The organism is Bacillus sp. FSL K6-1560 (assembly GCF_038592935.1).
Taxonomy (GTDB): domain Bacteria; phylum Bacillota; class Bacilli; order Bacillales; family Bacillaceae; genus Bacillus; species Bacillus subtilis.
Genome location: NZ_CP151946.1, coordinates 1,792,742 through 1,818,603 on the forward strand (window position 1 = coordinate 1,792,742; position 25,862 = coordinate 1,818,603).

Annotated in this window: 27 protein-coding genes and 1 riboswitch; of the genes, 25 read left to right on the forward strand and 2 right to left on the reverse strand. The window is 42.6% G+C overall.

The window, feature by feature from the left end; genetic code table 11:
- Positions 1 to 239 precede the first annotated feature (239 nt).
- From scpA to aroD, 15 genes are all read left to right on the forward strand, one after another.
- The gene (gene scpA, locus NYE22_RS09775; protein WP_014477220.1) at positions 240 to 995 is read left to right on the forward strand and encodes a segregation/condensation protein A; all 756 of its coding nucleotides are present in this window, start codon (positions 240 to 242) and stop codon (positions 993 to 995) included.
- The gene (gene scpB, locus NYE22_RS09780; RefSeq protein ID WP_003223904.1) at positions 985 to 1,578 is read left to right on the forward strand and encodes an SMC-Scp complex subunit ScpB; all 594 of its coding nucleotides are present in this window, start codon (positions 985 to 987) and stop codon (positions 1,576 to 1,578) included. Before scpA ends, scpB begins: the two co-directional genes overlap by 11 nt.
- A 54-nt stretch (positions 1,579 to 1,632) precedes the next feature.
- Positions 1,633 to 2,172, forward strand: coding sequence for a YpuI family protein (locus NYE22_RS09785; protein ID WP_014477219.1), 540 nt, complete (start codon positions 1,633 to 1,635; stop codon positions 2,170 to 2,172).
- 122 nt (positions 2,173 to 2,294) lie between these two features.
- Positions 2,295 to 3,443, forward strand: coding sequence for a D-alanyl-D-alanine carboxypeptidase DacB (dacB, locus tag NYE22_RS09790; RefSeq protein WP_014480157.1), 1,149 nt, complete (start codon positions 2,295 to 2,297; stop codon positions 3,441 to 3,443).
- Complete coding sequence (gene spmA / locus NYE22_RS09795; protein WP_004398980.1) at positions 3,431 to 4,021, forward strand: spore maturation protein SpmA; 591 nt, start codon at positions 3,431 to 3,433, stop codon at positions 4,019 to 4,021. Before dacB ends, spmA begins: the two co-directional genes overlap by 13 nt.
- A 4-nt stretch (positions 4,022 to 4,025) precedes the next feature.
- Positions 4,026 to 4,562 (forward strand): spore maturation protein SpmB, encoded by a 537-nt coding sequence (gene spmB, locus NYE22_RS09800; protein ID WP_003230509.1) that lies wholly within the window; start codon positions 4,026 to 4,028, stop codon positions 4,560 to 4,562.
- 91 nt (positions 4,563 to 4,653) lie between these two features.
- The gene (gene rluB / locus NYE22_RS09805) at positions 4,654 to 5,388 is read left to right on the forward strand and encodes a 23S rRNA pseudouridine(2605) synthase RluB (protein WP_004398815.1); all 735 of its coding nucleotides are present in this window, start codon (positions 4,654 to 4,656) and stop codon (positions 5,386 to 5,388) included.
- Positions 5,389 to 5,482: 94 nt separating this feature from the next.
- On the forward strand, positions 5,483 to 6,022 hold the full coding sequence (gene resA, locus NYE22_RS09810) for a thiol-disulfide oxidoreductase ResA (RefSeq protein ID WP_014480156.1): 540 nt from the start codon (positions 5,483 to 5,485) through the stop codon (positions 6,020 to 6,022).
- Entirely contained in the window at positions 6,019 to 7,647 is a 1,629-nt protein-coding gene (resB, locus tag NYE22_RS09815) for a cytochrome c biogenesis protein ResB (RefSeq protein WP_038429221.1), read from the forward strand. Before resA ends, resB begins: the two co-directional genes overlap by 4 nt.
- Positions 7,648 to 7,666: 19 nt before the next feature.
- A complete protein-coding gene (gene resC / locus NYE22_RS09820; RefSeq protein WP_032726062.1) occupies positions 7,667 to 8,842 on the forward strand; it encodes a cytochrome c biogenesis protein ResC in 1,176 nt (391 codons plus the stop codon).
- An 80-nt stretch (positions 8,843 to 8,922) separates the two neighbouring features.
- Positions 8,923 to 9,645, forward strand: coding sequence for a DNA-binding response regulator ResD (gene resD / locus NYE22_RS09825; protein WP_032726061.1), 723 nt, complete (start codon positions 8,923 to 8,925; stop codon positions 9,643 to 9,645).
- Positions 9,642 to 11,411, forward strand: coding sequence for a sensor histidine kinase ResE (gene resE / locus NYE22_RS09830; protein WP_014477214.1), 1,770 nt, complete (start codon positions 9,642 to 9,644; stop codon positions 11,409 to 11,411). Before resD ends, resE begins: the two co-directional genes overlap by 4 nt.
- A gap of 203 nt (positions 11,412 to 11,614) precedes the next feature.
- Positions 11,615 to 12,199 (forward strand): RNA polymerase sigma factor SigX, encoded by a 585-nt coding sequence (sigX, locus tag NYE22_RS09835; protein WP_003230521.1) that lies wholly within the window; start codon positions 11,615 to 11,617, stop codon positions 12,197 to 12,199.
- Positions 12,135 to 13,238 (forward strand): sigma-X negative effector, encoded by a 1,104-nt coding sequence (locus tag NYE22_RS09840; RefSeq protein WP_342412485.1) that lies wholly within the window; start codon positions 12,135 to 12,137, stop codon positions 13,236 to 13,238. Before sigX ends, NYE22_RS09840 begins: the two co-directional genes overlap by 65 nt.
- A 112-nt stretch (positions 13,239 to 13,350) precedes the next feature.
- Positions 13,351 to 14,118 (forward strand): type I 3-dehydroquinate dehydratase, encoded by a 768-nt coding sequence (gene aroD, locus NYE22_RS09845; RefSeq protein WP_041849977.1) that lies wholly within the window; start codon positions 13,351 to 13,353, stop codon positions 14,116 to 14,118.
- A 41-nt stretch (positions 14,119 to 14,159) separates the two neighbouring features.
- Here aroD and serA read toward each other — a convergent pair whose 3' ends face one another.
- Positions 14,160 to 15,737 (reverse strand): phosphoglycerate dehydrogenase, encoded by a 1,578-nt coding sequence (gene serA, locus NYE22_RS09850; RefSeq protein WP_004398713.1) that lies wholly within the window; start codon positions 15,735 to 15,737, stop codon positions 14,160 to 14,162.
- A 208-nt stretch (positions 15,738 to 15,945) separates the two neighbouring features.
- A riboswitch (FMN riboswitch) is annotated at positions 15,946 to 16,080 on the forward strand.
- Between the two features lie 154 nt (positions 16,081 to 16,234).
- Between serA and fmnP the strand changes: the two genes are divergently transcribed.
- Positions 16,235 to 16,807 (forward strand): riboflavin transporter FmnP, encoded by a 573-nt coding sequence (gene fmnP / locus NYE22_RS09855; RefSeq protein WP_342412486.1) that lies wholly within the window; start codon positions 16,235 to 16,237, stop codon positions 16,805 to 16,807.
- Positions 16,808 to 16,844: 37 nt separating this feature from the next.
- Here fmnP and NYE22_RS09860 read toward each other — a convergent pair whose 3' ends face one another.
- Positions 16,845 to 17,093 carry a ferredoxin gene (locus NYE22_RS09860; protein WP_003225461.1) on the reverse strand — a complete coding sequence of 83 codons (249 nt, stop codon included), beginning with the start codon at positions 17,091 to 17,093 and terminating at the stop codon, positions 16,845 to 16,847.
- A 265-nt stretch (positions 17,094 to 17,358) separates the two neighbouring features.
- Between NYE22_RS09860 and NYE22_RS09865 the strand changes: the two genes are divergently transcribed.
- The 9 genes from NYE22_RS09865 to NYE22_RS09905 all read left to right on the forward strand — a co-directional run bounded on the left by NYE22_RS09865 (position 17,359) and on the right by NYE22_RS09905 (position 25,845).
- On the forward strand, positions 17,359 to 18,417 hold the full coding sequence (locus tag NYE22_RS09865; RefSeq protein WP_124048238.1) for a helix-turn-helix domain-containing protein: 1,059 nt from the start codon (positions 17,359 to 17,361) through the stop codon (positions 18,415 to 18,417).
- Positions 18,410 to 19,900 (forward strand): ATP-dependent DNA helicase RecQ, encoded by a 1,491-nt coding sequence (locus NYE22_RS09870; RefSeq protein WP_049141253.1) that lies wholly within the window; start codon positions 18,410 to 18,412, stop codon positions 19,898 to 19,900. Before NYE22_RS09865 ends, NYE22_RS09870 begins: the two co-directional genes overlap by 8 nt.
- Before the next feature lie 26 nt (positions 19,901 to 19,926).
- A complete protein-coding gene (locus tag NYE22_RS09875) occupies positions 19,927 to 20,529 on the forward strand; it encodes a CPBP family intramembrane glutamic endopeptidase (protein WP_167553949.1) in 603 nt (200 codons plus the stop codon).
- Positions 20,480 to 21,217 carry a LysM peptidoglycan-binding domain-containing protein gene (locus NYE22_RS09880; protein WP_038828566.1) on the forward strand — a complete coding sequence of 246 codons (738 nt, stop codon included), beginning with the start codon at positions 20,480 to 20,482 and terminating at the stop codon, positions 21,215 to 21,217. Before NYE22_RS09875 ends, NYE22_RS09880 begins: the two co-directional genes overlap by 50 nt.
- A 62-nt stretch (positions 21,218 to 21,279) precedes the next feature.
- Positions 21,280 to 21,723, forward strand: a complete 444-nt coding sequence (locus NYE22_RS09885) for a YpbF family protein (protein WP_003230531.1) — start codon at positions 21,280 to 21,282, stop codon at positions 21,721 to 21,723.
- Positions 21,724 to 21,809: 86 nt separating this feature from the next.
- Positions 21,810 to 22,589, forward strand: coding sequence for a metallophosphoesterase (locus NYE22_RS09890; RefSeq protein ID WP_003230532.1), 780 nt, complete (start codon positions 21,810 to 21,812; stop codon positions 22,587 to 22,589).
- 158 nt (positions 22,590 to 22,747) lie between these two features.
- Positions 22,748 to 23,332, forward strand: a complete 585-nt coding sequence (locus tag NYE22_RS09895) for a genetic competence negative regulator (protein WP_003230533.1) — start codon at positions 22,748 to 22,750, stop codon at positions 23,330 to 23,332.
- A gap of 155 nt (positions 23,333 to 23,487) precedes the next feature.
- Positions 23,488 to 24,762 carry an NAD-specific glutamate dehydrogenase gene (gene gudB, locus NYE22_RS09900; RefSeq protein WP_161986176.1) on the forward strand — a complete coding sequence of 425 codons (1,275 nt, stop codon included), beginning with the start codon at positions 23,488 to 23,490 and terminating at the stop codon, positions 24,760 to 24,762.
- 108 nt (positions 24,763 to 24,870) lie between these two features.
- Entirely contained in the window at positions 24,871 to 25,845 is a 975-nt protein-coding gene (locus NYE22_RS09905) for a YpdA family putative bacillithiol disulfide reductase (RefSeq protein ID WP_161986175.1), read from the forward strand.
- Positions 25,846 to 25,862 lie beyond the last annotated feature (17 nt).

Here is a 25,862-nt window from a genome sequence, read left to right on the forward strand (position 1 = left end):
TAGAAGGGATAAAAGGAAAAAAGAACGCTCGGCCTCTATTGCTTCTTAGAAGGAAAACCAGAAGCTAAGGCTTTTTCTCCCGCTTCTGCGCTCCGAGTAAACACCTCTCGTGGATATTCTGTACAAACTTGTTCAAAACAGGAAATGAAATAGTATTGGACGAGAGCTTTTTGGTGGCTTATACTATAGGGTAGCCAGTTTTTCCGGCAATGAGAGTGATACTTGAAAATGGTGAGATGATGGAAGAATATCAAGTGAAAATTGATACGTTTGAGGGCCCATTGGACCTGCTGCTTCATTTAATCAATCGTCTTGAAATTGACATATATGATATACCTGTGGCGAAGATCACTGAACAATATTTATTATATGTACATACGATGCGTGTGCTTGAGCTCGATATGGCCAGCGAGTATTTGGTTATGGCTGCCACGCTGCTCAGCATTAAAAGCAGAATGCTGCTCCCGAAGCAAGAGGAGGAGCTCTTTGAAGATGAATTACTTGAAGAAGAAGATCCGCGGGAGGAACTGATTGAAAAGCTGATTGAGTATCGAAAATATAAAGATGCGGCGAAGGATTTAAAAGAACGGGAAGAAGAAAGACAAAAATCGTTCACGAAACCGCCGAGTGATTTGAGTGAATATGCAAAAGAAGTAAAACAGTCTGAGCAAAAGCTCTCTGTCACGGTCTATGATATGATCGGAGCTTTTCAAAAAGTGCTGAAACGCAAAAAAATAAACAGGCCGATGGAAACAACAATTACAAGACAGGACATACCAATCGAAGCCAGAATGAACGAAATCGTGCACAGCTTGAAATCTAGAGGAACGAGAATCAACTTTATGGATCTGTTTCCATATGAGCAAAAAGAACATTTAGTAGTGACCTTTCTAGCTGTTCTCGAGCTGATGAAAAATCAGCTGGTCCTCATTGAACAGGAGCACAATTTTTCAGATATTTACATTACGGGGAGTGAATCCATTCATGGGGCTTGATATCGTGAATTGGAAAGCTATTGTGGAAGCCCTTCTTTATGCGGCAGGCGATGAAGGGCTTACAAAAAAGCAGCTGTTAACAGTGCTTGAAATCGAAGAGCCTGAACTGAACACGATCATGGCGGATGTGGCGGACGAATACCGCGGAGATACACGAGGGATTGAACTTATTGAGTATGCAGATACGTACATGCTCTCTACCAAAAAAGACTTTGCGCCTTACTTGAAAAAACTGATTGAAGTGCCGTCAAAGGGCCTTTCTCAAGCATCTTTAGAAGTACTGGCCATTGTTTCATACAAACAGCCAATTACGAGAGCAGAAATTGAAGAAATCAGAGGAGTAAAATCAGAGCGGATTTTACACAGTCTTGTCGCGAAGGCGCTATTGTGTGAAGTAGGGCGTGCCGATGGTCCGGGGCGGGCCATTTTATACGGTACTACGCCGACTTTTCTTGAACAATTCGGTCTGAAAACGCTGGACGAGCTTCCGCCGCTGCCTGAAAATGCGGAAGAAGACGTTCTTCAAGAAGAAGCAGATTTATTTTTTGAAAACTTTAACCAAACCTTCGAAGATATAAAATAGAAGTTTAATGAATCGCGCTTTTTCATCATCATAAGATATAAGGAAGAAGCTATCATGAAAGAAGCAAAATGTGAGAGACAAAGACATGAGGGGAAGATACCAAACGAAATGGGACATTCGATTGTGCGAGCGCAGACTCAAAAAACAGGCGAATTCTTATCAATGGTTGTCAATACCGTGAACGATTACCTAAATCAAACGACGCTTGAGTCCTTACAGGCTGAATTGCCTATTGAAAAAGGATACTGCTGTGATGTGCTGAGCACTCTGAGAAGAATGGCAGTATTTTGTGAAGGAGGCGCAGAAGCGTGCCGCCGTCTCCTGATGCAGGAGCCTTTTCAGGAAGCCAGAGCGGAAAAAACACTTTATAATGTGTATCACCAATGCATTGAAGAGTTCTTTATGCCGAAAAAAGACACGTGGTGTGAAAATAGCCGGGCGTCTTATACCGGGGTCAGCGCAATTGAGTTTTATCATGCTGTTCCTGCGTCGCTTGAGCAATTATTATTGCCGTTGAGCGCGGCCTTTCTGAAGATGAGGGAAGAGCTGGCTCATTACGAAGCGTCCGGATCAAGCATGGCGCCAATCAGATAACGTTTACTCTCCCTTTTTCAGGGAGAGTTTTTTTATGTTTGCTTCCAGAAATATAATTGTTATTCATAACTGATGGACATGCGCATAAACTTGTACAAACCACCACAAGGACGTGAGCAAACATGCGCATTTTCAAAAAAGCAGTATTCGTGATCATGATTTCTTTTCTTATTGCAACCGTAAATGTGAATACAGCACATGCTGCTATAGATGTCAGTGCAAAAAGCGCGATCATTATTGACGGTGCGTCAGGCAGAGTGTTATATGCCAAGGATGAGCATCAAAAAAGGCGGATCGCGAGCATCACAAAAATTATGACCGCCGTCCTCGCCATCGAATCCGGCAAAATGGATCAAACGGTGACGGTTTCGGCAAATGCTGTCAGAACAGAAGGCTCCGCCATTTATTTAACAGAAGGTCAAAAAGTGAAGCTAAAAGATCTTGTGTATGGCCTGATGCTAAGATCAGGAAACGACGCCGCTGTCGCGATTGCTGAGCATGTCGGTGGGAGCCTCGATGGGTTTGTTTATATGATGAATCAAAAAGCCGAGCAGCTTGGTATGAAAAACACCCGTTTTCAAAACCCGCACGGATTAGACGACCATGAAAATCATTATTCAACAGCCTATGACATGGCCATTTTAACTAAATATGCTATGAAGCTGAAAGACTATCAAAAGATTTCAGGCACAAAAATATACAAAGCGGAAACGATGGAAAGCGTATGGAAAAACAAAAATAAACTGCTGACCATGCTATATCCGTACAGCACAGGAGGAAAAACAGGCTATACAAAACTTGCAAAACGGACACTGGTCTCTACGGCTTCAAAGGACGGCATTGACCTGATAGCCGTCACCATTAATGACCCTAATGATTGGGATGACCATATGAAGATGTTTAACTATGTGTTTGAGCATTATCAAACCTATTTAATTGCAAAAAAAGGGGATATTCCAAAGCTGAAAGGCACATTTTATGAATCGAAGGCTTTTATCAAACGTGATATCACCTATTTGCTGACTGAAGAGGAAAAAGAAGATGTGAAAATTAATACCACACTGCTCAAGCCGAAAAAAGCATGGGAAAAAGATGCCTCGAAAATCCCTGACATCGTAGGGCACATGGAGATCATGTTCAACGATGCAACCATCGCAAAAGTGCCGATCTATTATGAAAATGAGCGGCATCAAAAACCGAAGAAACAATTTTTTGAAACGTTTAAATCAATCTTTCTGAATGCGGCAGGCGGAGCAAAATGGTCAATATAATTTGGGTCAGTTTAACCGTGATCGGACTCGTTTTTGCAATGTGCAACGGAACTCTGCAAGATGTAAATGAAGCTGTGTTTAAGGGTGCGAAAGAAGCGATTACGATTTCATTTGGATTGATGAGCGTGCTTGTTTTCTGGCTTGGCTTAATGAAAATCGCCGAGCAGTCAGGTCTTTTGGATATTTTCAGCCGGATGTGCAGGCCTTTTATATCTAAACTGTTCCCTGATATACCGCCAGATCACCCGGCGATGGGCTATATTTTATCTAATCTTATGGCGAATTTCTTCGGCCTCGGAAATGCAGCAACTCCGCTTGGCATTAAAGCAATGGAACAAATGAAAAAGCTGAATGGAAACCGATCGGAAGCAAGCCGGTCAATGATTACTTTTTTAGCTGTTAATACGTCCTGCATCACACTCATCCCGACAACGGTGATCGCTGTCCGAATGGCTTATTCCTCCAAAACGCCGACAGATATCGTCGGGCCAAGCATTTTGGCAACGCTTATTTCCGGAATCGGTGCCATTATCATTGATCGGTATTTTTATTACCGCCGCAAAAAGAAGGGAAGGTGAGCGGATGGAAATCATCAACTGGCTGTCTTTAGCCATGATTCCAATCATTATTGCCGGAATTCTTCTTTATGGAACGATCAAAAAGGTTCCAACATATGAATCGTTTGTCGAAGGCGGGAAAGAGGGGATAGAAATTGCCTTTTCCATTATCCCCTATTTAGTCGGAATGCTTGTCGCTATAACTGTTTTCAGATCATCAGGCGCGCTTGATTTTATAATGGATCTTTTAAAACCGGCTTTCTCCGCTATCGGCATCCCTGCTGAAGTAGTGCCGCTTGCTCTGATCCGCCCGATCTCCGGTACGGCCGCTCTCGGAATGACGACCGATTTAATTGCAGTATACGGGCCCGATTCCTTTATCGGCAGGCTGGCTTCCGTCATGCAGGGATCTACAGATACAACGCTTTACGTACTGACTGTGTATTTCGGAGCAGTCGGCATTAAAAAAATGGGTGATGCATTAAAGGTGGGACTTCTTGCAGATTTAATCGGCGTAGTTGCATCTATCATCATCGTTACGTTATTATTTGGGAGCGCCTGAAAACGGCGTTTTTTTTAGATTTGGCATAGGAATTTGAAAAAGCTTGTTTGTTAAGGTTGAAAAAAGTAAGATAATACTTGAGGTGAAAGACATGGAAAGACTGCAAAAAGTGATTGCTCATGCCGGAGTTGCGTCGCGCAGAAAGGCAGAAGAGCTGATTAAAGAAGGAAAAGTAAAGGTGAATGGCAAAGTAGTAACAGAGCTAGGTGTTAAGGTCACCGGTTCTGATCAGATTGAGGTAAACGGGTTAAAGGTTGAACGCGAAGAGCCGGTTTACTTTCTCTTATATAAACCAAGAGGCGTTATTTCCGCAGCGCAAGATGATAAAGGACGCAAAGTGGTGACGGACTTTTTTAAAAATATTCCGCAGCGCATTTATCCGATTGGGCGTCTGGACTATGATACGAGCGGTCTTTTGCTTTTAACCAATGACGGCGAATTCGCCAATAAGCTGATGCACCCTAAGTATGAAATAGACAAAACATACGTGGCGAAGGTGAAAGGAATTCCGCCTAAAGAGCTGCTCAGAAAGCTGGAGCGCGGAATTAGGCTGGAAGAAGGCAAAACAGCGCCTGCTAAAGCGAAGCTGCTGTCCTTGGATAAGAAAAAGCAGACAAGCATTATTCAGCTGACGATCCATGAGGGACGCAACAGACAGGTGCGCCGCATGTTTGAAGCGATCGGACATGAGGTAATCAAGCTGAAGCGTGAGGAATACGCGTTTTTAAACCTGCGAGGCCTGCACACGGGCGATGCCAGAGAGCTTACGCCTCACGAAGTAAAAAGGCTCAGAGCACTGGCGGATCACGGTAAAAACGCTTTCTAAATTTCACATAACCTTCAAAAAGTAAGAAATGTGAAATGAACGTGCAATGATATAATTGAATGGATCTGCAATAGGGGGAAGGGGGCAGTGGACAATGAAGAAAAAAAGGCGTTTATTCATTCGGACCGGCATCCTTCTCGTTTTAATCTGCGCACTCGGCTATACCATTTACAATGCTGTATTTGCCGGCAAAGAGAGTATATCCGAAGGGTCCGACGCACCGAATTTTGTCCTTGAGGATACGAATGGGAAACGTATCGAGCTCAGTGACTTAAAAGGGAAAGGTGTTTTTTTGAATTTCTGGGGTACATGGTGTGAACCGTGCAAAAAAGAGTTTCCTTATATGGCAAACCAATATAAGCATTTTAAAAGCCAAGGTGTTGAAATTGTCGCTGTAAATGTTGGGGAGTCAAAGATAGCAGTACATAATTTTATGAAATCCTACGGAGTCAATTTCCCGGTTGTTCTGGATACAGATCGCCAAGTGCTTGATGCCTATGACGTATCTCCGCTTCCGACAACCTTTTTGATCAATCCGGAAGGAAAAGTTGTCAAGGTGGTGACCGGCACTATGACAGAAAGCATGATACACGAATATATGAATCTCATAAAACCCGGAGAGACTTCGGGATGAAGCAAGTCAAATGTGAATGCGGACATATAAACCCGGTCGGAACCGTTTTATGCGAATCGTGCGGAAGAGCTCTTCAGGAAACTCAACCTCCGCTCGCTGATATGAGATATGACGGAAGCGCAAGACGTTCGCAAACCTATAACAAAACGATCATCGATAAAATTTGGAATTTCTTTTCCTCGGTTAAGGTGGGAATATGGCTTATCGTCATAACCCTTGCCGCATCAGCGTTCGGCACCATTTTTCCCCAGGAAGCCTATCTGCCTCCGGGCGCACAGGCTGATACTTATTACAAGGAGCAGTACGGCACGTTCGGCCAGCTTTATTATTTGCTCGGGTTTCATCATTTATATGGTTCTTGGTGGTATTTGCTGCTCATTGCCTCGATCGGCATTTCACTCGTGATTTGCAGCCTTGATCGGGTCATTCCGTTGTACAGAGCGTTAAAAAACCAAGGCGTCAGAAGGAGCCCAGCTTTTTTAAGAAGGCAGCGCTTGTTCAGTGAAACAGTTACTGTACTGAACGGGGAATCGAAAGAAAAGATAGTTGCTCTATTAAAGAAAAAACATTATAGAATCAGAGAAAAAGAGGGCAGCATTCTTGCTGAAAAAGGACGCTTTTCCCGCTGGGGCCCGTATGTCAACCATATTGGATTGATCATCTTTTTGATTGGTGCGATGCTGAGATTTGTGCCTGGCATGTACGTCGATGAGACGCTTTGGGTCAGAGAAGGCGAAACCGCCGCAATTCCGGGTACAGACGGAAAATATTATTTGAAAAACAATCAATTCAGCGTAGAGACCTATAACAGCAAAACAGAAAAAAAGGTATTTGCAGATGCCATTGACAGAGTCGGGGACGGTAGAGTGGCAAAGAACTTTCAAACCGATGCCGTACTCTACAAGAGAGAAGGAAAAATTGTTTATGGCGAGAAGCCGAAGCTGAAAAAAGTAACAGAAGAAGACATCCGTGTCAATCAGCCGCTGCGTTTTGATTCTTTTTCCGTTTACCAGGTGGATTACAAAGAGAATCAGCTTGACCAAATGGTGTTCCAGCTGATTGATAAAAAAACAAAAAAATCCTTTGGGAGCCTGAAGATCAACCTTCTGGATCCAGATTCGGTCTATGATCTTGGCAACGGTTACAAGGTGGAAATCGCCAGCTACCTGCCTGACTTCTATTTTAATCAGGACGGAGAGCCGAGCACAAAAACAAAGATCCCTAACAATCCGGCTTTTGTCTTTAATATTATAACGCCGGACAAACCGAAAGGCGAAAAGAGCTTTGTCGCCATCCAAGAAACCATCGAAGGATCAGGCAATAATAAATACAAGCTGAAATTTGACCATGTCGAAACGAAAAACATTACTGGACTTACAGTCAGAAAGGATCTGACACTCTGGGTGCTTGCTGTCGGCGGAGCCATTTTTATGATCGGTGTTATTCAAGGTATGTACTGGCAGCATCGAAGAATTTGGCTGCACTCACAGGACGGTGCAGTTATGGTAGCGGGGCATACCAATAAAAACTGGTTTGGCCTGAAGAAGGATTTAGCATTTATATTGGCTGATTCCGGACTGACTGAACCGGTGGACCAAAAAGAATTAATCAAAACACAGAAATAGGCGAAAAGGGAGTGATGTCATGGCAGAGCTGAGCGGAAATTTTCTTTATGCGGCCTTTCTTGTGTATTTAATCGCTGTCCCGATCTTTGGCGGGGCCATACGCGGGAATAAAGATAAAAAGGGCAAGCCAAACCGATGGGCCAACATTGGAATCACCCTTTCTATTGTCGGTTTTTTCTGCCACCTTGGATATTTCATCACAAGGTGGGCTGCCAGCGGCCATGCGCCGGTCAGCAATATGTTTGAATTCACCACCGCTTTTGGCATGATGCTTGTTTTGGCGTTTATCATTCTTTATTTTCTCTATAGATTGCCTTCATTAGGCCTGTTTACGCTGTCAATTGCTTTATTGCTGATTGCCTACGCCAGCATGTTTCCGACAGATATCTCGCCTTTAATTCCTTCGCTCCAAAGCAACTGGCTGTATATTCATGTAACAACGGCCGCGCTTGGGCAAGCTATACTTGCCATCAGCTTTGTCGCTGGTGTCATCTTTCTTTTGAAGCATGTAGACCAGACAAAGCCAAGCAAAAAGACCTTCTGGCTTGAAGCGATTATGTTTATCCTGGTCACAACCGTCGCCTTTATTGCAATCACATCAGCATTTCGTCTTGCAGGCTATGAAGCGGAGTTTAACTGGGTGGACAAAAGTAAAGAAAAAAGCGTGATGGTGTACGAAATGCCCGCGCTTGTCGGTCCGCATCAGGGAGAGCTTTTGACCGAAGGAAGAATGGAACCGCTTGTTGATCTTCCCGCGCTTTTCTCAGGCAGAAAAGTGAACACTGTCATTTGGTCATTTGGAGCAGGTCTTGTGTTGTATGGGGCTCTCCGTCTGATCATCAGAAAAAGAATCAGCGCTCTATTACATCCGCTGGTGAAAAACGTCAATCTTGATCTGGTGGATGAGGTTGGGTACAGGGCCGTATCAATCGGATTTCCGATCTTTACACTCGGCGCGCTGATCTTTGCAATGATTTGGGCTCAGCTCGCGTGGACTAGATTTTGGGGCTGGGACCCTAAGGAAGTATGGGCGCTGATCACATTTTTGTTCTATGCCGCTTACTTGCATTTAAGACTGTCAAGAGGCTGGCACGGTGAGAAGTCAGCATGGCTGGCCGTAATCGGTTTTGCTATTATTATGTTTAATTTAATATTCGTAAATCTTGTGCTTGCCGGACTTCATTCTTATGCATAGTCCTTTGAAAGCGACACAGTTCTCAAACTTTCTCACGATTTGATAAAATGAAAGTAACAGAAGGAAAGCAGGGGGAAAACATGGACCAAACGAACGAAACAAAAATATTAGTAGTTGATGACGAAGCCAGAATTCGCCGCCTTTTAAGAATGTATCTTGAACGTGAAAATTATGCTATAGATGAAGCTGAAAATGGTGATGAAGCCATTACTAAAGGGCTTGAAGCCAATTATGACTTAATTTTGCTTGATCTGATGATGCCGGGGACTGATGGAATTGAAGTGTGCCGGCAAATTCGTGAAAAAAAAGCGACACCCATTATCATGCTGACCGCAAAAGGAGAAGAAGCAAACCGGGTGCAGGGGTTTGAAGCGGGAACAGATGATTATATTGTTAAGCCGTTCAGCCCGAGAGAAGTCGTGCTGCGTGTAAAGGCCCTTTTGAGAAGAGCATCCCAAACCTCTTATTTCAATGCCAATACACCGACGAAAAATGTGCTCGTGTTTTCACATCTGTCAATAGACCATGATGCTCACCGCGTAACAGCTGATGGAACAGAAGTGAGCCTGACGCCAAAAGAGTATGAGCTTCTATATTTCTTAGCGAAAACGCCTGACAAGGTGTATGATCGGGAAAAGCTTCTGAAAGAAGTGTGGCAATATGAGTTTTTTGGTGATTTACGCACAGTGGACACTCACGTCAAACGCTTGAGAGAGAAGCTGAACAAGGTATCTCCGGAAGCTGCGAAAAAAATTGTCACCGTATGGGGTGTAGGTTATAAATTTGAGGTCGGCGCTGAATGAAATTTTGGAAAAGCGTAGTAGGCAAGCTGTGGTTTACGATCCTTTCACTCGTCTTGATCGTATTGTTCATTTTAACGGTTCTTTTGCTGGAGTTTATTGAAAACTACCATGTGGAAGAAGCCGAGAATGATTTAACACAGCTTGCGAATAAAGTTGCTGTCATCCTAGAAAATCACGAGGACCAGGCACTGGCAAGGTCAATCACTTGGGAGCTCGCTGATAACTTAACAAGCATTGCCATCATCCAGGATGAGAAGAACCACTGGTATTCTCCGAATGATAAAAATCGCCTGTCGTCTATAACGGTTGAGCAAATACAGCATGACAAAGACTTAAATAAAGCTCTCCAAGACCATAAAAAAGTAAGCAAACGGACGGGACTGAGCGATACAGACACGGATAATGAACGCCTGATTGTAGGTGTCCCGTATGAAAAAGACGGAAAGAAAGGCATGGTCTTTTTATCCCAGTCTTTGCTTGCCGTTAAAGATACAACAAAACATACTACCCGCTATATTTTTCTTGCCGCTGGAATTGCGATTGTGCTGACCACATTTTTCGCATTCTTTTTATCAAGCAGGGTCACGTACCCTCTCCGAAAAATGAGAGAAGGCGCGCAGGATTTGGCGAAGGGCAAGTTCGATACAAAAATCCCGATTTTAACTCAGGATGAAATCGGTGAACTGGCGACCGCTTTTAATCAAATGGGCCGGCAGCTTAACTTTCATATCAATGCGCTCAATCAAGAAAAAGAGCAGCTTTCTAACATTTTGAGCAGTATGGCTGACGGGGTTATTACCATTAATATTGACGGTACGATTCTTGTGACCAACCCGCCGGCTGAACGTTTTCTTCAGGCTTGGTATTATGAACAGAACATGAATATCAAAGAAGGCGACAACCTTCCGCCTGAAGCAAAAGAGCTGTTTCAAAACGCTGTCAGCACTGAAAAAGAACAAATGATTGAGATGACGCTGCAAGGCAGATCATGGGTGCTTTTGATGTCGCCGCTTTATGCGGAATCGCATGTCAGAGGAGCGGTTGCCGTACTGCGTGACATGACAGAAGAACGCCGCCTTGATAAGCTGCGGGAGGACTTTATCGCAAATGTCAGTCATGAGCTGAGAACACCAATCTCCATGCTTCAGGGATACAGTGAAGCAATTGTCGATGACATTGCAAGCTCTGAAGAAGACCGGAAAGAAATTGCCCAAATCATTTATGACGAATCGCTCCGAATGGGCCGTTTAGTTAATGATTTGCTTGATTTAGCCCGAATGGAATCAGGCCATACAGGCTTACATTATGAAAAAATCAATGTGAATGAGTTTTTAGAAAAGATCATTCGGAAGTTTTCTGGTGTTGCGAAAGAAAAAAATATTGCTTTACATCATGACATTTCTCTCACAGAAGAGGAATTTATGTTTGATGAAGACAAGATGGAGCAGGTATTTACCAATTTGATCGATAACGCGTTGCGGCATACTTCATCCGGTGGCAGTGTCTCCATTTCAGTCCATTCTGTGAAGGATGGATTGAAAATTGATATCAAAGACTCCGGGTCCGGCATACCGGAAGAAGATCTGCCATTTATCTTTGAGCGGTTTTATAAGGCAGATAAAGCGCGGACAAGGGGAAGAGCAGGAACCGGGTTAGGGCTGGCTATCGTTAAAAATATCGTGGAAGCCCACAACGGATCAATTACTGTGCACAGCCGAATAGATAAAGGAACAACATTTACTTTTTATATTCCGACAAAACGGTAAAATCGAGTCTGAATTTGCCGAAGAATCTTGTTCCATAAGAAACACCCGCTGACTGAGCGGGTGTTTTTTTAATAGCCAACATTAATAAAATTTAAGGATATGTTAATATAAATTCCCTTCCAAATTCCAGTTACTCGTAATATAGTTGTAATGTAACTTTTCAAGCTATTCATACGACAAAAAAGTGAACGGAGGGGTTTCAAATGGAAGAAACCTTTCAATTATTATATGATACATATCATCAAGATTTGTACCAATTTTTATTTTATATGGTAAAGGATAAAAACCAGACAGAAGACCTTCTTCAAGAGGTTTATATCAGGGTATTAAATTCTTATCATACGTTTGAAGGAAGAAGCAGTGAAAAAACATGGCTTTTGTCTATCGCACGCCATGTTGCGATAGACTGGTTTCGTAAACAGCAAACAATCAGACAGCGTATACTCGGTACATTTGACTGGGATACACAGGATGTCAGGGATCAGCAATTGCTCCCGGACGAACTTGCGGTTCAACATGAAAATGTCCGGGAAATTTATGCTGCGCTTGATCAATGTACAATCGATCAAAGAGCTGTGATTATCTTGCGGTTTATTCAGGGATATTCAATACAGGAAACAGCCAAGGCTCTGCGCTTCTCGGAAAGCAAAGTAAAAACGACCCAACACAGAGGGCTCAAAGTACTTCGGAAACATATGGAGCTTTTGAGGGAGGAGCTAATGGATGATGAAGTCAGAATGGAACGAAGAACAGATAAAGGAGTTGTTAAGTCAACTTCCGGCAGTTAAAGACCATCGTTCGCCTCAGGATATTTACAAGCGGCTGACGATGGCAAAGCGTAAAAATAAGCCCGCTGTCAGGTGGATTGGCCCCGCGTGTGCCGCTGCAATTGCGGTTTATATCGCCTTCATTATTTCTCCTCATTTCTTTGATCAGGCACAGCCTCAACAAAAAGAAGCGTCCCAAGAGAACGCAGTAACGAAAACTGAGACAGAAGACAGCCCAAAAGCTGCATCATCCCTGGATCATACATTGTTTGTTGTAACTGAAAAGGAACAAGACAATTACATCACTGTAGCAGTTGCTGATGCCGATACATCTGCAATCATACCTGTCAGCATTCAAAAAACAAATGCATACCAAACGATCCAGGACATGCTGACTGTAAGTAGTGAATTGGATATCTTGGATCATGCCATTACAATTCCATCCTTCATAGATGAAGTAGAAATAAAAGAAAAACCAAAGCAGAAGGAATTAAGTATACGAGTCCATCAGCCAGCTACGGCATTTTCTGTAAAAGATGATACACTGTTAAAAAAATTGCTTAAAGAATCCTTAAAATGGAGTCCTTATGAAAAAGTCAAATTTTTATCGGATCAAAATGAGACTGGGGTTCGGATTGGCTCATATGGCACTTTTACGGAAATTTCGATTCCAAAACAGTCAAAAAGAGCTTACTACTTGTACAAAAATAAACAAGGAAACTTTCTCATTCCGTCAGAAAAAACATTTGATACGGTAAAAGAAGCGATTAATGAAATGGAATCGAGCAGTCAAAAAGATACAACACCGCTTATTCAAGCGGGTACTGTCCAATCTGTAACGAAGAAACAGAAGCACTTATATATCCGTTTCTCAAAGGACTCAGAAGTTGAGGATTCTATTGCCAGTATTTTAATGATTGAGGGACTTCTTTTAACCGCAAAAGAGTTTGGCTTCACAGAAGTGACCTTTACCGAAACCAGAACAAACAAAATCGGCAAATATGACGTATCAGATGCAATTCCGGTACCGGCTGCTCCAAATCCGATTTTCTTAAACTAAAATGGGCCCTTTGAGGCTCTTTTTTTAGTTGCTATTCATATAATAGAAATTTTCAAAAAAAAGTTGTGCGTGTATAATAAAACAAGGTAACGATTGAAAGGATTTGAGATGAGTGAACGTGTTAACAATTAAAGGAGTTTCCATCGGGGAAGGAATGCCGAAAATCATCGTTCCGCTGATGGGAAAGACGGAAAAACAAATTCTGAATGAAGCAGAGGCAGTAAAATTACTGAATCCGGACATTGTTGAATGGAGAGTCGACGTATTTGAAAAAGCTAATGACAGAGAAGCGGTCACAAAGCTCATGTCTAAGCTTCGTAAATCTTTAGAAGACAAGCTATTTCTATTTACATTCAGAACCCACAAAGAGGGCGGGAGCATGGAGATGGACGAAAGCTCCTATCTTGCTTTGCTGGAATCGGCAATCCAAACAAAAGACATCGATCTGATAGACATCGAATTATTTTCAGGAGATGCAAATGTAAAAGCGTTAGTATCGATGGCGGAAGAAAACAACGTCTATGTGGTGATGTCAAATCACGACTTTGAAAAAACGCCTTCGAAAGATGAGATTCTTTCAAGACTTCGGAAAATGCAGGATTTAGGGGCACATATTCCCAAAATGGCTGTTATGCCGAATGATACTGGAGATCTCCTAACGCTGCTTGATGCGACGTATACAATGAAAACAAAATATGCAGACCGCCCCATTATTACAATGTCAATGGCTGCAACAGGGCTCATCAGCAGGCTGAGCGGTGAGGTTTTTGGATCGGCTTGTACTTTTGGAGCTGGAGAAGAGGCGTCCGCACCAGGTCAAATACCTGTTTCTGAGCTAAGGAGTGTCTTAGATATTTTGCATAAAAACACACGAGGATAGAACAATAAAAAAACTCAAGCTATATAGCTTGAGTTTTTTTATTATGGCAGATCAATGAGCTTCACAGACACAATATCAGGGACATTTGTTAGTTCTTTCACAATTTTATCTTCCAGATGTCTGTCAAAGGAAAGCATCATGATGGCTTCTCCGCCTTTTTCCTTACGGCCAACCTGCATAGTTGCAATGTTAATATCATTATCTCCGAGAATACGTCCTACTCGGCCGATGACACCTGTTGTATCTTGATGCTGGATATACACCAAGTGACCTGTCGGATAAAAATCAATATTAAATCCATTGATCTCGACAATTCGTTCTCCGAAATGAGGAATATACGTAGCCGTTACAGTAAAGGTGCTGCGGTCTCCTGTCACTTTTACGCTGATGCAGTTATCGTATCCAGATTCAGAAGAGGAAATTTTTTCACTGAAGCTGATGCCGCGTTCTTTTGCGACACCCCCGGCATTGACCTCGTTAACAGTAGAGTCAACGCGCGGTTTTAAAAAGCCTGACAGAAGGGCTTTTGTAATGAACGATGTTTCAAGTTTAGCAATTGTGCCTTCATATTGAATGGCAACATCCTGTACTGGTTCTTTCATGCACTGTGATACAAGGCTGCCAATTTTTCCTGCAATTTGATGGTAGGGCTTAATTTTAGCAAATTCATCTTTTGTCATGGCAGGCAGGTTAATAGCTGACATGACAGGCAGGCCTTTTGCGAACTGCAGAACTTCTTCTGACACTTGGGCGGCGACATTGAGCTGTGCTTCTTTCGTTGATGCTCCTAAGTGAGGAGTGGCAATGACTAATGGATGATCAACAAGTTTGTTGTCAACTGGCGGTTCAACTTCGAAAACGTCAAGAGCCGCTCCCGCAACATGCCCGTTTTCCAAAGCTTCGAGAAGTGCTGCTTCATCGATAATTCCGCCTCGCGCACAGTTAATTAAGCGAACGCCTTTTTTCGTTTTTGCAATCGTTTCTTTATTCAATAAGCCTTTTGTTTCTTTTGTTAAAGGCGTGTGAACGGTAATGATATCCGCACTTTCAAGCACTTCTTCAAATGTACGGCTGTTTACGCCGATTTTTTTCGCTCTTTCTTCCGTTAAGAAAGGATCAAAAACGTGCACTGTCATACCGAACGCTCTCGCACGCTGTGCAATTTCACTTCCGATTCGGCCTAATCCTACAATACCAAGCGTTTTTCCATAGAGCTCTGAACCCACATAAGCTGTGCGGTTCCACTCTCTGGATTTCACTGAGATATTAGCCTGCGGAATGTGTCTCATTAAAGAAGAGATCATTGCAAATGTATGCTCAGCTGTCGAAATGGTGTTGCCGTTCGGAGCATTGATCACGATTACCCCGTGTTTCGTAGCCTCATCAATATCGATATTATCGACACCGACACCGGCTCTTCCGACAATTTTTAAAGAAGTCATTTTGTTGAAAAGGTCTTCTGTTACTTTTGTCGCACTTCGCACCAAAAGAGCATCAAAAGTATGTAATTCATCTTCTGCATCTGCTACGTTTTTTTGAACGATTTCAATAAAGTCTGATTCAATAAGTGGCTGTAAACCGTCGTTGCTCATTTTGTCTGAGACCAATACTCGAAACATCGTTAGATTTCCTCCTAAATTGACAAACTAAATATCTGATAATTTAACATATTCTCAAAAGAGTGTCAACGTGTATTGACGCAGTAAAGGATAAAAGTAAAGCCTAATAAATCAATGATTTGACAGCTTGCAGGTAATATATATAATTTGAAGCAATTCTCTATACAGCCAACCAGTTATCGTTTATAATGTAATTAAATTTCATATGATCAATCTTCGGGGCAGGGTGAAATTCCCTACCGGCGGTGATGAGCCAATGGCTCTAAGCCCGCGAGCTGTCTTTACAGCAGGATTCGGTGAGATTCCGGAGCCGACAGTACAGTCTGGATGGGAGAAGATGGAGGTTCATAAGCGTTTTGAAATTGAATTTTTCAAACGTTTCTTTGCCTAGCCTAATTTTCGAAACCCCGCTTTTATATATGAAGCGGTTTTTTTTATTGGCTGGAAAAGAACCTTTCCGTTTTCGAGTAAGATGTGATCGAAAAGGAGAGAATGAAGTGAAAGTAAAAAAATTAGTTGTGGTCAGCATGCTGAGCAGCATTGCATTTGTTTTGATGCTGTTAAATTTCCCGTTTCCGGGTCTTCCGGATTATTTAAAAATCGATTTTAGCGACGTTCCCGCTATTATTGCCATTCTGATTTACGGACCTTTGGCGGGTATTGCCGTAGAAGCGATAAAAAATGTTCTTCAGTATATCATTCAGGGAAGCATGGCCGGAGTTCCTGTAGGGCAAGTTGCGAATTTTATTGCAGGAACACTCTTTATATTACCGACTGCTTTCTTATTTAAAAAACTCAACTCAGCAAAGGGCTTGGCTGTCAGCCTGCTTTTGGGAACTGCAGCGATGACCATTTTAATGAGTATTTTAAATTATGTTCTGATTCTTCCGGCATACACGTGGTTTTTACATTCACCGGCATTATCCGACAGCGCGCTAAAAACAGCAGTCGTCGCAGGTATCCTGCCGTTTAACATGATAAAAGGTATTGTAATTACGGTTGTATTTTCACTAATTTTTATCAAGCTTAAGCCATGGATTGAGCAGCACAGAAGTGCACATATCCATTAAATAAAAAAGCTCCCGTTCGGGAGCTTTTTTGTTACTTCTATTCAAATTTAAGCGGGTCGCCTTCAAATGGCTCATCCGCCACTTTGATGGAATCAGTAGGGCATCCTTCAAATGCGTCAATCATATCTTCTTCCAGTACCTCAGGAACTTCGACAACACCTTTGTTTTCATCAAGCGTTACGAACGCGATGCCTTCATCATCGTAATCGTAAATGTCTGGTGCAGCAGCTCCGCAAGCGCCGCATGCAATACATGTATCTTTGTCTACGATTGTGTACTTTGCCATGAATAAAACCTCCCAGATTGTTCTTGGTGGAACAAATGGATCAATCTTTATATTTAATCAATTTAACACCTATTCCTCTTACTTATTGTAATGATGTTGCTGCCACATTTCAACAGAAAAATGATTGAGAATGCTTATCACATAAGGGGTTATCTACATAACATCCCCCTTAATGATGACTTTAAACGTCGATTTCTGTTTGAAATCTGTTAAAATAAAAAGAGCAAATCAACGATTTTTGTCAGGAAGAATGTAGGTGGATAGGTTGTCATTAAATTACTTCGATATTATGGTTCTCGATTGCCTTTGCAAAATAAACGGGGAACGGTCGGGAAGCGCTGTTTTTCACCTATTCAAAGGCAAGAGATCGTCACAGACCATTCAAGATGCCGGCTTATTTCAGACTGCAAAATACTTTGGAATGGCGGCAAAATGTTCGAGAAGCGATATTTCTGCGTCGCTTGACAAGCTTGAAAAGCATTCATATCTCGCGCCAATGTCTGAAACAGATACATACAAAGTGACAGCCAGCGGCGCAGCAGTTTTGAGACATTCCCTTAGCGAGCGGCCGTGGCCCGTTCATTGTCACGGCGCTCATTATCAGCAGGCTGCCGGCGTGCTTTGGAAAAGGCTTTCGCTGCTTGTGCAGGTCTTATCCCATAAACAGCAAGGGAGCAGGCAGTATATCCCTGTCACAAAGGATCATAAGACACTTCACTGGGTAAAGAAATACCTGTCCCGGCATACGGATCATATAGAGATGGCAAAAAGCCTTTTTGCCATGCTTGAGGCGCGTTTGAAAAAGATTGAAAACAAAGCAGCGCAAATTTTTGTCTACTCCTTAACCTCGCACCATCGGATCGGTTATACGAGCAGGCAGCTTGCTGATACGCTGAAAGAAGACGAATGGTATGTCTATATCATGTTTTGGGCTTCGGTACATTATTTTATTCATTCTCTTCCGGAGTGTGAAGATGCTTTGTTAAAGGATCTTCTTTCTGATGTGCACTTAGATAATGCCCTGACAGAGTCGACGAGGAAAACATGGCAGATGGTCAAACAAGGGTTTCCGATACATCGAATTGCTGAAATCAGAAAGCTGAAAACAGCGACGATTGAAGACCACATTGTCGAGATTTCTCTCCATGAGCCTACGTTTATGATTAATGATTATGTATCAGCAGAAGACCAGCTCCAAATCGCAGAGTTTGCCAAACGGATGCGGACGAATAAAATCAAACAAATTCGCGACGGGCTGGAACAGCGGTTCAGCTACTTTCAAATCAGACTGGCATTGACAAAGCAGGTGCAGCAATATGACTAAATTACAGCAAACGTTATATCAGTTTTTTGGTTTTACTTCCTTTAAAAAAGGGCAGCAGGACATTATTGAAAGCATACTCAGCGGGAAGGATACCATTGCAATGCTCCCGACTGGGGGAGGGAAATCGCTTTGCTACCAGCTGCCTGGTTATATGCTTGACGGCATGGTATTAATCGTTTCTCCACTGCTTTCTTTAATGGAGGATCAGGTGCAGCAGCTGAAAGCCCGGGGGGAAAAGCGTGCTGCAGCTTTGAACAGCATGCTTAACAGGCAGGAAAGACAATTTGTTTTAGAACATATTCATCGATATAAATTTTTGTACTTGTCTCCTGAAGCTTTACAGTCTCCATATGTATTGGAAAAATTGAAAAGCGTCCCGATCAGCCTATTTGTTATTGACGAAGCGCATTGTATTTCTGAATGGGGACACGACTTCAGGCCTGATTATTCAAAGCTCGGACAGCTGAGAAAAAAACTTGGTCACCCGCCCGTTCTGGCATTGACCGCCACGGCTACAAAGGAAACGCTGCAAGATGTCATGAACCTGCTGGAGCTGCAGCATGCTGTACGCCATCTCAACTCAGTCAACCGCCCAAACATCGCACTGAGGGTTGAAAATGCGGCGGATACTGCCGAAAAAATAGATAGGGTCATTCAGCTGGTTGAAAATCTGCAAGGCCCGGGAATTGTTTATTGTCCAACACGGAAATGGGCTGAGGAATTAGCGGGTGAGATTAAAAGCAAAACGAGCAGCAGAGCCGACTTTTACCATGGCGGTTTGGAGTCAGGGGACAGGATTTTAATTCAGCAGCAGTTTATTCATAACCAGCTTGATGTGATATGTTGTACGAATGCGTTTGGAATGGGTGTCGATAAACCTGATATCAGATATGTGATTCATTTTCACTCCCCGCAGACGGCAGAAGCTTTTATGCAGGAAATCGGCAGAGCGGGACGCGACGGAAAGCCGAGTGTCAGCATTTTGCTGCGGGCGCCAGGGGATTTTGAATTGCAGGAACAAATTATCCAGATGGAGAGTGTCACAGCTGAAGAAATCGCCGACGTAATCCGTGTGCTAGAGAAGACGGAGGAGCGGGATGAGAGAAGGCTGCGTGACGTATTACTTCAGTATGGCGTCGGAGAGACACAGGCCCGTATGATGATTCATCTCTTTATGCAGGGAAAAACATCAGTTGAACTGATGAAGAAAGAAATTTCATATCGCATGGAGCTGAAGCTGGAAAAAATGCACCGTGTATCATTTTTGCTTCAGCGTGACGGCTGTTTAAGGCAGGCACTGTTAACCTACTTTGATGAATCATACGAGCCCGATGACGGAAACCTCCCGTGCTGTTCACATTGCGGTTTTGATTTATCCTTGTATGAACAAAAAGGGGAACGGAGTAAAATGGCGCCATTAGACAGCTGGAGTTCGGAATTGCACCGGATATTCAGCTTGCGGACTGTAGGTGAGCTGAACTGAAACAGCAAAAAGATTATATTCAGCATATGTCTGACCGTGATATGCTGAAGCAGTTATATTTGACGCAGCTACTCATCATCTTTGCCGCTGCTGCAGCAGGACTGTTCTTTTTTGAGGATGTACGGGACGTATTAAAGCTCTGGGACATTCGCGATATGCGAATCATCTGGTATGGTGTTTCTATAGCTGTTATTGTTATTTTAGCCGATGTGGCAGTAATGAAATGGTTTCCGTCTCATTTATATGATGACGGCGGAATCAATAAAAAAATATTCAGTAAGAGGTCAATCCCTCATATTATATTTTTAACGCTTCTGATTGCTTTCGCGGAAGAAATGTTATTCAGAGGAGTGCTGCAGACTCATATCGGTTTATGGGCGGCCAGTCTTATATTTGCCGCTCTGCACTTTCGGTATTTGTCAAAATGGCTGTTATTTATTATGGTGACAGCAATCAGCTTTTTGCTCGGTCTGATGTATGAATGGACCGGCAACTTATTTGTTCCGATGACGGCGCATTTTATCATTGATGCCGTGTTTGCCTGTCAGATTCGTTTTGAACATGTGAGGAGGGATAAACATGACGAACATGTCAAGAGTAGAGAGAAGAAAAGCCCAGAATCTTTATGAAGATCAAAACGCCGCATTGGCGGACGATTATGTCGATGATGGAGAAAACCTTCCGACAAGACAATCTGTAAAAAATCAAAGAGAACAGAAAAAAAAGCAAGGCAAAACAAAAACGCCATTATTCACAGTACTCGCAGTAATATTTGTATTTGTGCCGGTTATCGTTTTAGTCACCTTATTTTATCTAAAGAGCCACCCGGATAATCATGACGATTATGAAGATGTTTTTATTGACAGCAGCCAAAGCAAATATGAGGTTGTCCCGAAATCAGAGGATAAAAACGATACCGCAGACACTAAAGAGACCGCACTGCAGAAGGAGTCAAAAAAAGAGCCTGAAGATTCCAAGCCAAAAGAGCCGGCAAAAACCGCTGATGATAAGAAACAGACTGCTGTAGCGGAAAAAGAAGACTCGGCAAATAAGGAGGAAGCAACCGCCGCGGCTGCTTCCTCTTCCCAATCAACAGTACAACAGCAAGAACAGCAACAGCAGCCGGCTGAGCCAGTTCAAAATGTGCCGAATCGCGTTGTCAAGCACACCGTCCAAAAGAAAGAAACGCTATACCGCATTTCCATGAAGTATTATAAAAGCCGGACAGGAGAAGAAAAAATTCGAGCGTATAATCATCTGAATGGAAATGATGTTTACACCGGACAAGTTTTGGACATCCCCTTAATGGATGAATAGGGTATTATTTTTATTTTACGTTCATATATTATAGCAATGAAAATGGACAAGGTGTGAAGCGTATGGAATCCTTATGGAATCAGCTGGATCAGTTTACAGACGCGCCGACCAAACAGATGCTCCAAGCGCTGGTAAAACGAAAACAAAAATTCGAAAATTATGCAGCACAATGCCGCAGATGGCGATGGGCTTCACTTATCTGCCTAGGCTTATTATGTGTTATGATCATGATCAAAAGCCCGGAGCCTCAGCTTATACTTCAAGAAATACTTAGCCATACCTTTTATTTATTTTGGATGCTGGCAACCGCTTTTGCCTACTGCACTTCATATTATTTCAAGAAAAAGGAAGAAAAATCCGAGACTGATTTCCATAAACTGAGATGTGAAATTATTCAGAAAAGCACTGATCTCTGGCCGCAGCCCGATAAATGGAAGGCGAGAGAGTCTGTTTTTCATATGATGAAGCACAAATATGACATTAATCTATATTTTGAAAGTAAATAAAATGGGGCGTTTTCTCAAACGATAGAAACGTCTTTTTTTTATTGTCCGTCTTATTGATAAGTTCTAAAAAGAATGGAGAGTTTTTTATGAAGCTATCAGTGAAAATTGCCGGTGTACTAACTGTTGCGGCAGCGGCAATGACGGCAAAAATGTATGCAACAGCAAAAGGCAATCATTTGAAGACACATACGTTTCCTTTATCAAAGATGAAGGGCAAGCCGCCTCTGACAATCTTTTTTATTTCAGACATTCACAAACGTCTCATCGATCAAGACCTTTTAGAAAAAGCGCGAAGCCATGCCCCTCACTTGGTTATAATCGGCGGTGATTTAGCTGAGGGCGGGGTGCCCAGTGCGAGAATCGAGGAAAACATCAAAAGGCTCGTACATTTCGGGGTCCCTATCGTGTTTGTGTGGGGGAATAATGATTATGAAGTCAGGCAGCATAAGCTGTATTCCATATTTAAAGCGCACGGCGTCATCACTCTGAGAAATGAGTCAGTCCCGTTTTCATACAATGGGCATACGATTGCGATTGCGGGGGTTGATGATATCAGGATGGAGATGGATCATTATGAGGAAGCCATCAAAGAACTTGATGAAAGCCAGCTGAATATTCTGGTTTGTCATAATCCGGAGATTCATGAACAAATCAATGAAGATGACGGTATTGATGTGATACTCAGCGGACATACCCATGGAGGCCAGATCAGGTTTGGAAAATTTGGCCCTTATGAACTGGGGAAAACAGGTATTGTTAAAAACGCGGCATATCTGATCAGCAACGGCTACGGCACGACAAAAGTGCCTCTTCGTTTAGGTGCTGAGCCTGAAACACACATTGTGACTCTTTGCGGGCCAGAATAACTTCTAAAAAGCAAAAATCCATATGGCAATAAAAACTGCATTGTGCTTGTCTTACTAGTGAACTCAGTGTAAACTGATAACAATTAAGAACCTATGACTCATCATCTCATATAATGTGTTATATGATTTGTGTGCAAGTAGAGGCAGGAGGGAACGTTATGCGGCTTGAGCGTCTGAATTATAATAAGATCAAAATCTTTTTAACCCTCGATGATTTGACAGACCGGGGATTGACAAAAGAAGACCTCTGGAAGGACTCATTCAAAGTCCACCAGTTATTTAAAGATATGATGAATGAAGCAAATACAGAGCTCGGCTTTGAAGCGAATGGACCGATTGCAGTGGAAGTGTATTCTCTCCAAGCACAAGGGATGGTCGTGATTGTAACAAAGAACCAAGACGCCGATTCAGAAGACGATGAGTATGATGATGATTACATCGAAATGCAAGTCAAGCTTGATGAAAGCGCGGACATCATATATCAATTCCATTCCTTTGAAGATATCATTCAGCTTTCAGAAAGCTTACAGCGAATCGGTATCACAGGGGGAACTGTCTACCACTATGACGGGCAGTACTTTTTAAGCCTTGAAGATCTAGGGTCACATACGGCTGAAGGGGTTGTGGCGGTTCTGGCTGAATACGGCAATCCGACAACTTTAACGATTTATCGCCTGCAAGAGTATGGTAAGCTCATTATGGACGGTAATGCTGTAGAAACGATACAAACTCATTTTTCATAAGAATGCAACGGAAAACTGCTGATTTCAGCAGTTTTTTTTCTTTAAAAAACATGGAAAAACATAACGTTTATTCTATGCACAGATCATATGAAGGTGTATACTATTCTCTGAAAGGGAGCATGTGAGAAACAGAAGATTCTAGGAGGTTAACTCAAATGGCAGCCGATCGAAACACCGGTCATACAGAAGAGGACAAACTTGATGTATTAAAATCAACCCAAACCGTAATACATAAGGCTCTGGAAAAATTGGGCTATCCCGAAGAGGTATACGAATTGTTAAAAGAGCCGATGAGGTTATTAACGGTAAAAATACCTGTTCGTATGGACGACGGTTCAGTAAAGATTTTCACAGGATATCGTGCGCAGCACAATGACTCTGTCGGTCCAACGAAAGGCGGGATACGTTTTCACCCGAACGTAACAGAAAAAGAGGTGAAGGCGCTTTCAATTTGGATGAGTTTAAAATGCGGCATAATTGATCTTCCATATGGCGGTGGTAAAGGCGGAATTGTTTGTGATCCAAGGGATATGTCGTTTAGAGAGCTTGAGCGTCTGAGCAGAGGGTATGTCAGAGCGATCAGCCAAATTGTCGGCCCGACAAAAGACGTGCCGGCACCGGATGTATTTACAAACTCACAAATCATGGCTTGGATGATGGATGAGTATTCAAGAATTGATGAATTTAATTCGCCTGGATTTATTACAGGCAAACCGCTTGTGCTTGGCGGATCTCACGGGAGAGAATCTGCGACAGCAAAAGGTGTTACCATCTGTATTAAAGAAGCGGCTAAGAAGAGAGGCATCGATATTAAAGGTGCGCGTGTCGTTGTCCAAGGCTTCGGAAACGCGGGAAGCTATTTGGCAAAATTTATGCATGATGCGGGGGCAAAAGTTGTCGGCATCTCAGATGCGTATGGCGGACTTTATGATCCGGAAGGCCTTGATATCGATTATTTACTAGACCGACGCGACAGCTTCGGTACCGTAACAAAGCTTTTCAACGATACCATTACCAACCAAGAGCTGCTGGAGCTGGATTGTGATATTCTCGTTCCTGCTGCGATTGAAAATCAAATTACAGAAGAAAATGCCCATAATATCCGGGCTGAAATTGTCGTTGAAGCAGCGAACGGACCAACAACGCTTGAAGGAACAAAAATTCTTTCAGACCGGGACATTCTGCTTGTACCAGACGTGCTGGCAAGTGCCGGTGGCGTAACAGTTTCTTATTTTGAATGGGTTCAGAATAACCAAGGCTTCTACTGGAGTGAAGAAGAGGTAGAAGAAAAATTAGAAAAAATGATGGTCAAATCATTTAACAATATTTATGAAATGGCTAACAACCGAAGAATTGACATGAGGCTCGCTGCATATATGGTCGGCGTTCGCAAAATGGCTGAAGCTTCGCGTTTTAGAGGCTGGATATAAGTTGATGATTTGCATAAAAATAAAAAATCTCCTATGATAAAATAGGAGATTTTTTTATTCGGAAATAGAAAATATGAAGTGAAATGCCAATCGCAGGAGTTGACAGAAATGATTCAAGAAAAAGCAATTATTATAGGCGGAGGGCCTTGCGGACTATCTGCTGCCATTCACCTAAAACAAATTGGCATTGATGCCCTCGTCATCGAAAAAGGCAATGTCGTTAACAGTATTTACAATTATCCGACGCATCAAACCTTTTTCAGCTCAAGTGAAAAGCTCGAAATCGGAGATGTGGCATTTATTACGGAAAACAGGAAGCCTGTCAGAATTCAGGCTTTATCGTATTACCGGGAAGTCGTCAAACGGAAAAACATCCGTGTTAACGCATTTGAAATGGTGCATAAAGTGACGAAAACGCAAAAAAACACATTCGTTATTGAGACGTCAAAAGAGACCTACACGACGCCATATTGTATCATCGCCACAGGCTATTATGATCATCCAAACTATATGAATGTACCCGGTGAGGATTTGCCGAAAGTATTTCATTATTTTAAAGAAGGCCACCCGTATTTTGATAAAGATGTTGTTGTTATCGGCGGGAAAAATTCAAGCGTGGACGCTGCCCTTGAACTCGTGAAATCTGGAGCGCGTGTCACAGTTTTATATAGGGGCAATGAGTATTCTCCAAGCATTAAGCCGTGGATTCTGCCGGAATTTGAAGCCCTCGTCAGAAACGGTACAATCCGTATGGAATTTGGCGCTTGTGTCGAAAAAATCACCGAGGATGAAGTTGTGTATCGCTCCGGAGAGAAAGCACTCATTACCATTAAAAATGATTTTGTATTTGCCATGACAGGCTATCATCCTGATCATCAATTTCTTGAAAAAATTGGTGTTGAAATTGATAAAGAAACAGGGCGTCCATATTTCAACGAAGAAACGATGGAAACGAACGTTGAAGGTGTCTTTATTGCCGGTGTTATTGCTGCGGGAAACAATGCAAATGAAATATTTATTGAAAACGGCAGGTTTCACGGGGGGCATATCGCAGCGGAAATCGCCAAAAGAGAAAACCATTAAAGATGAGGAGCATATGA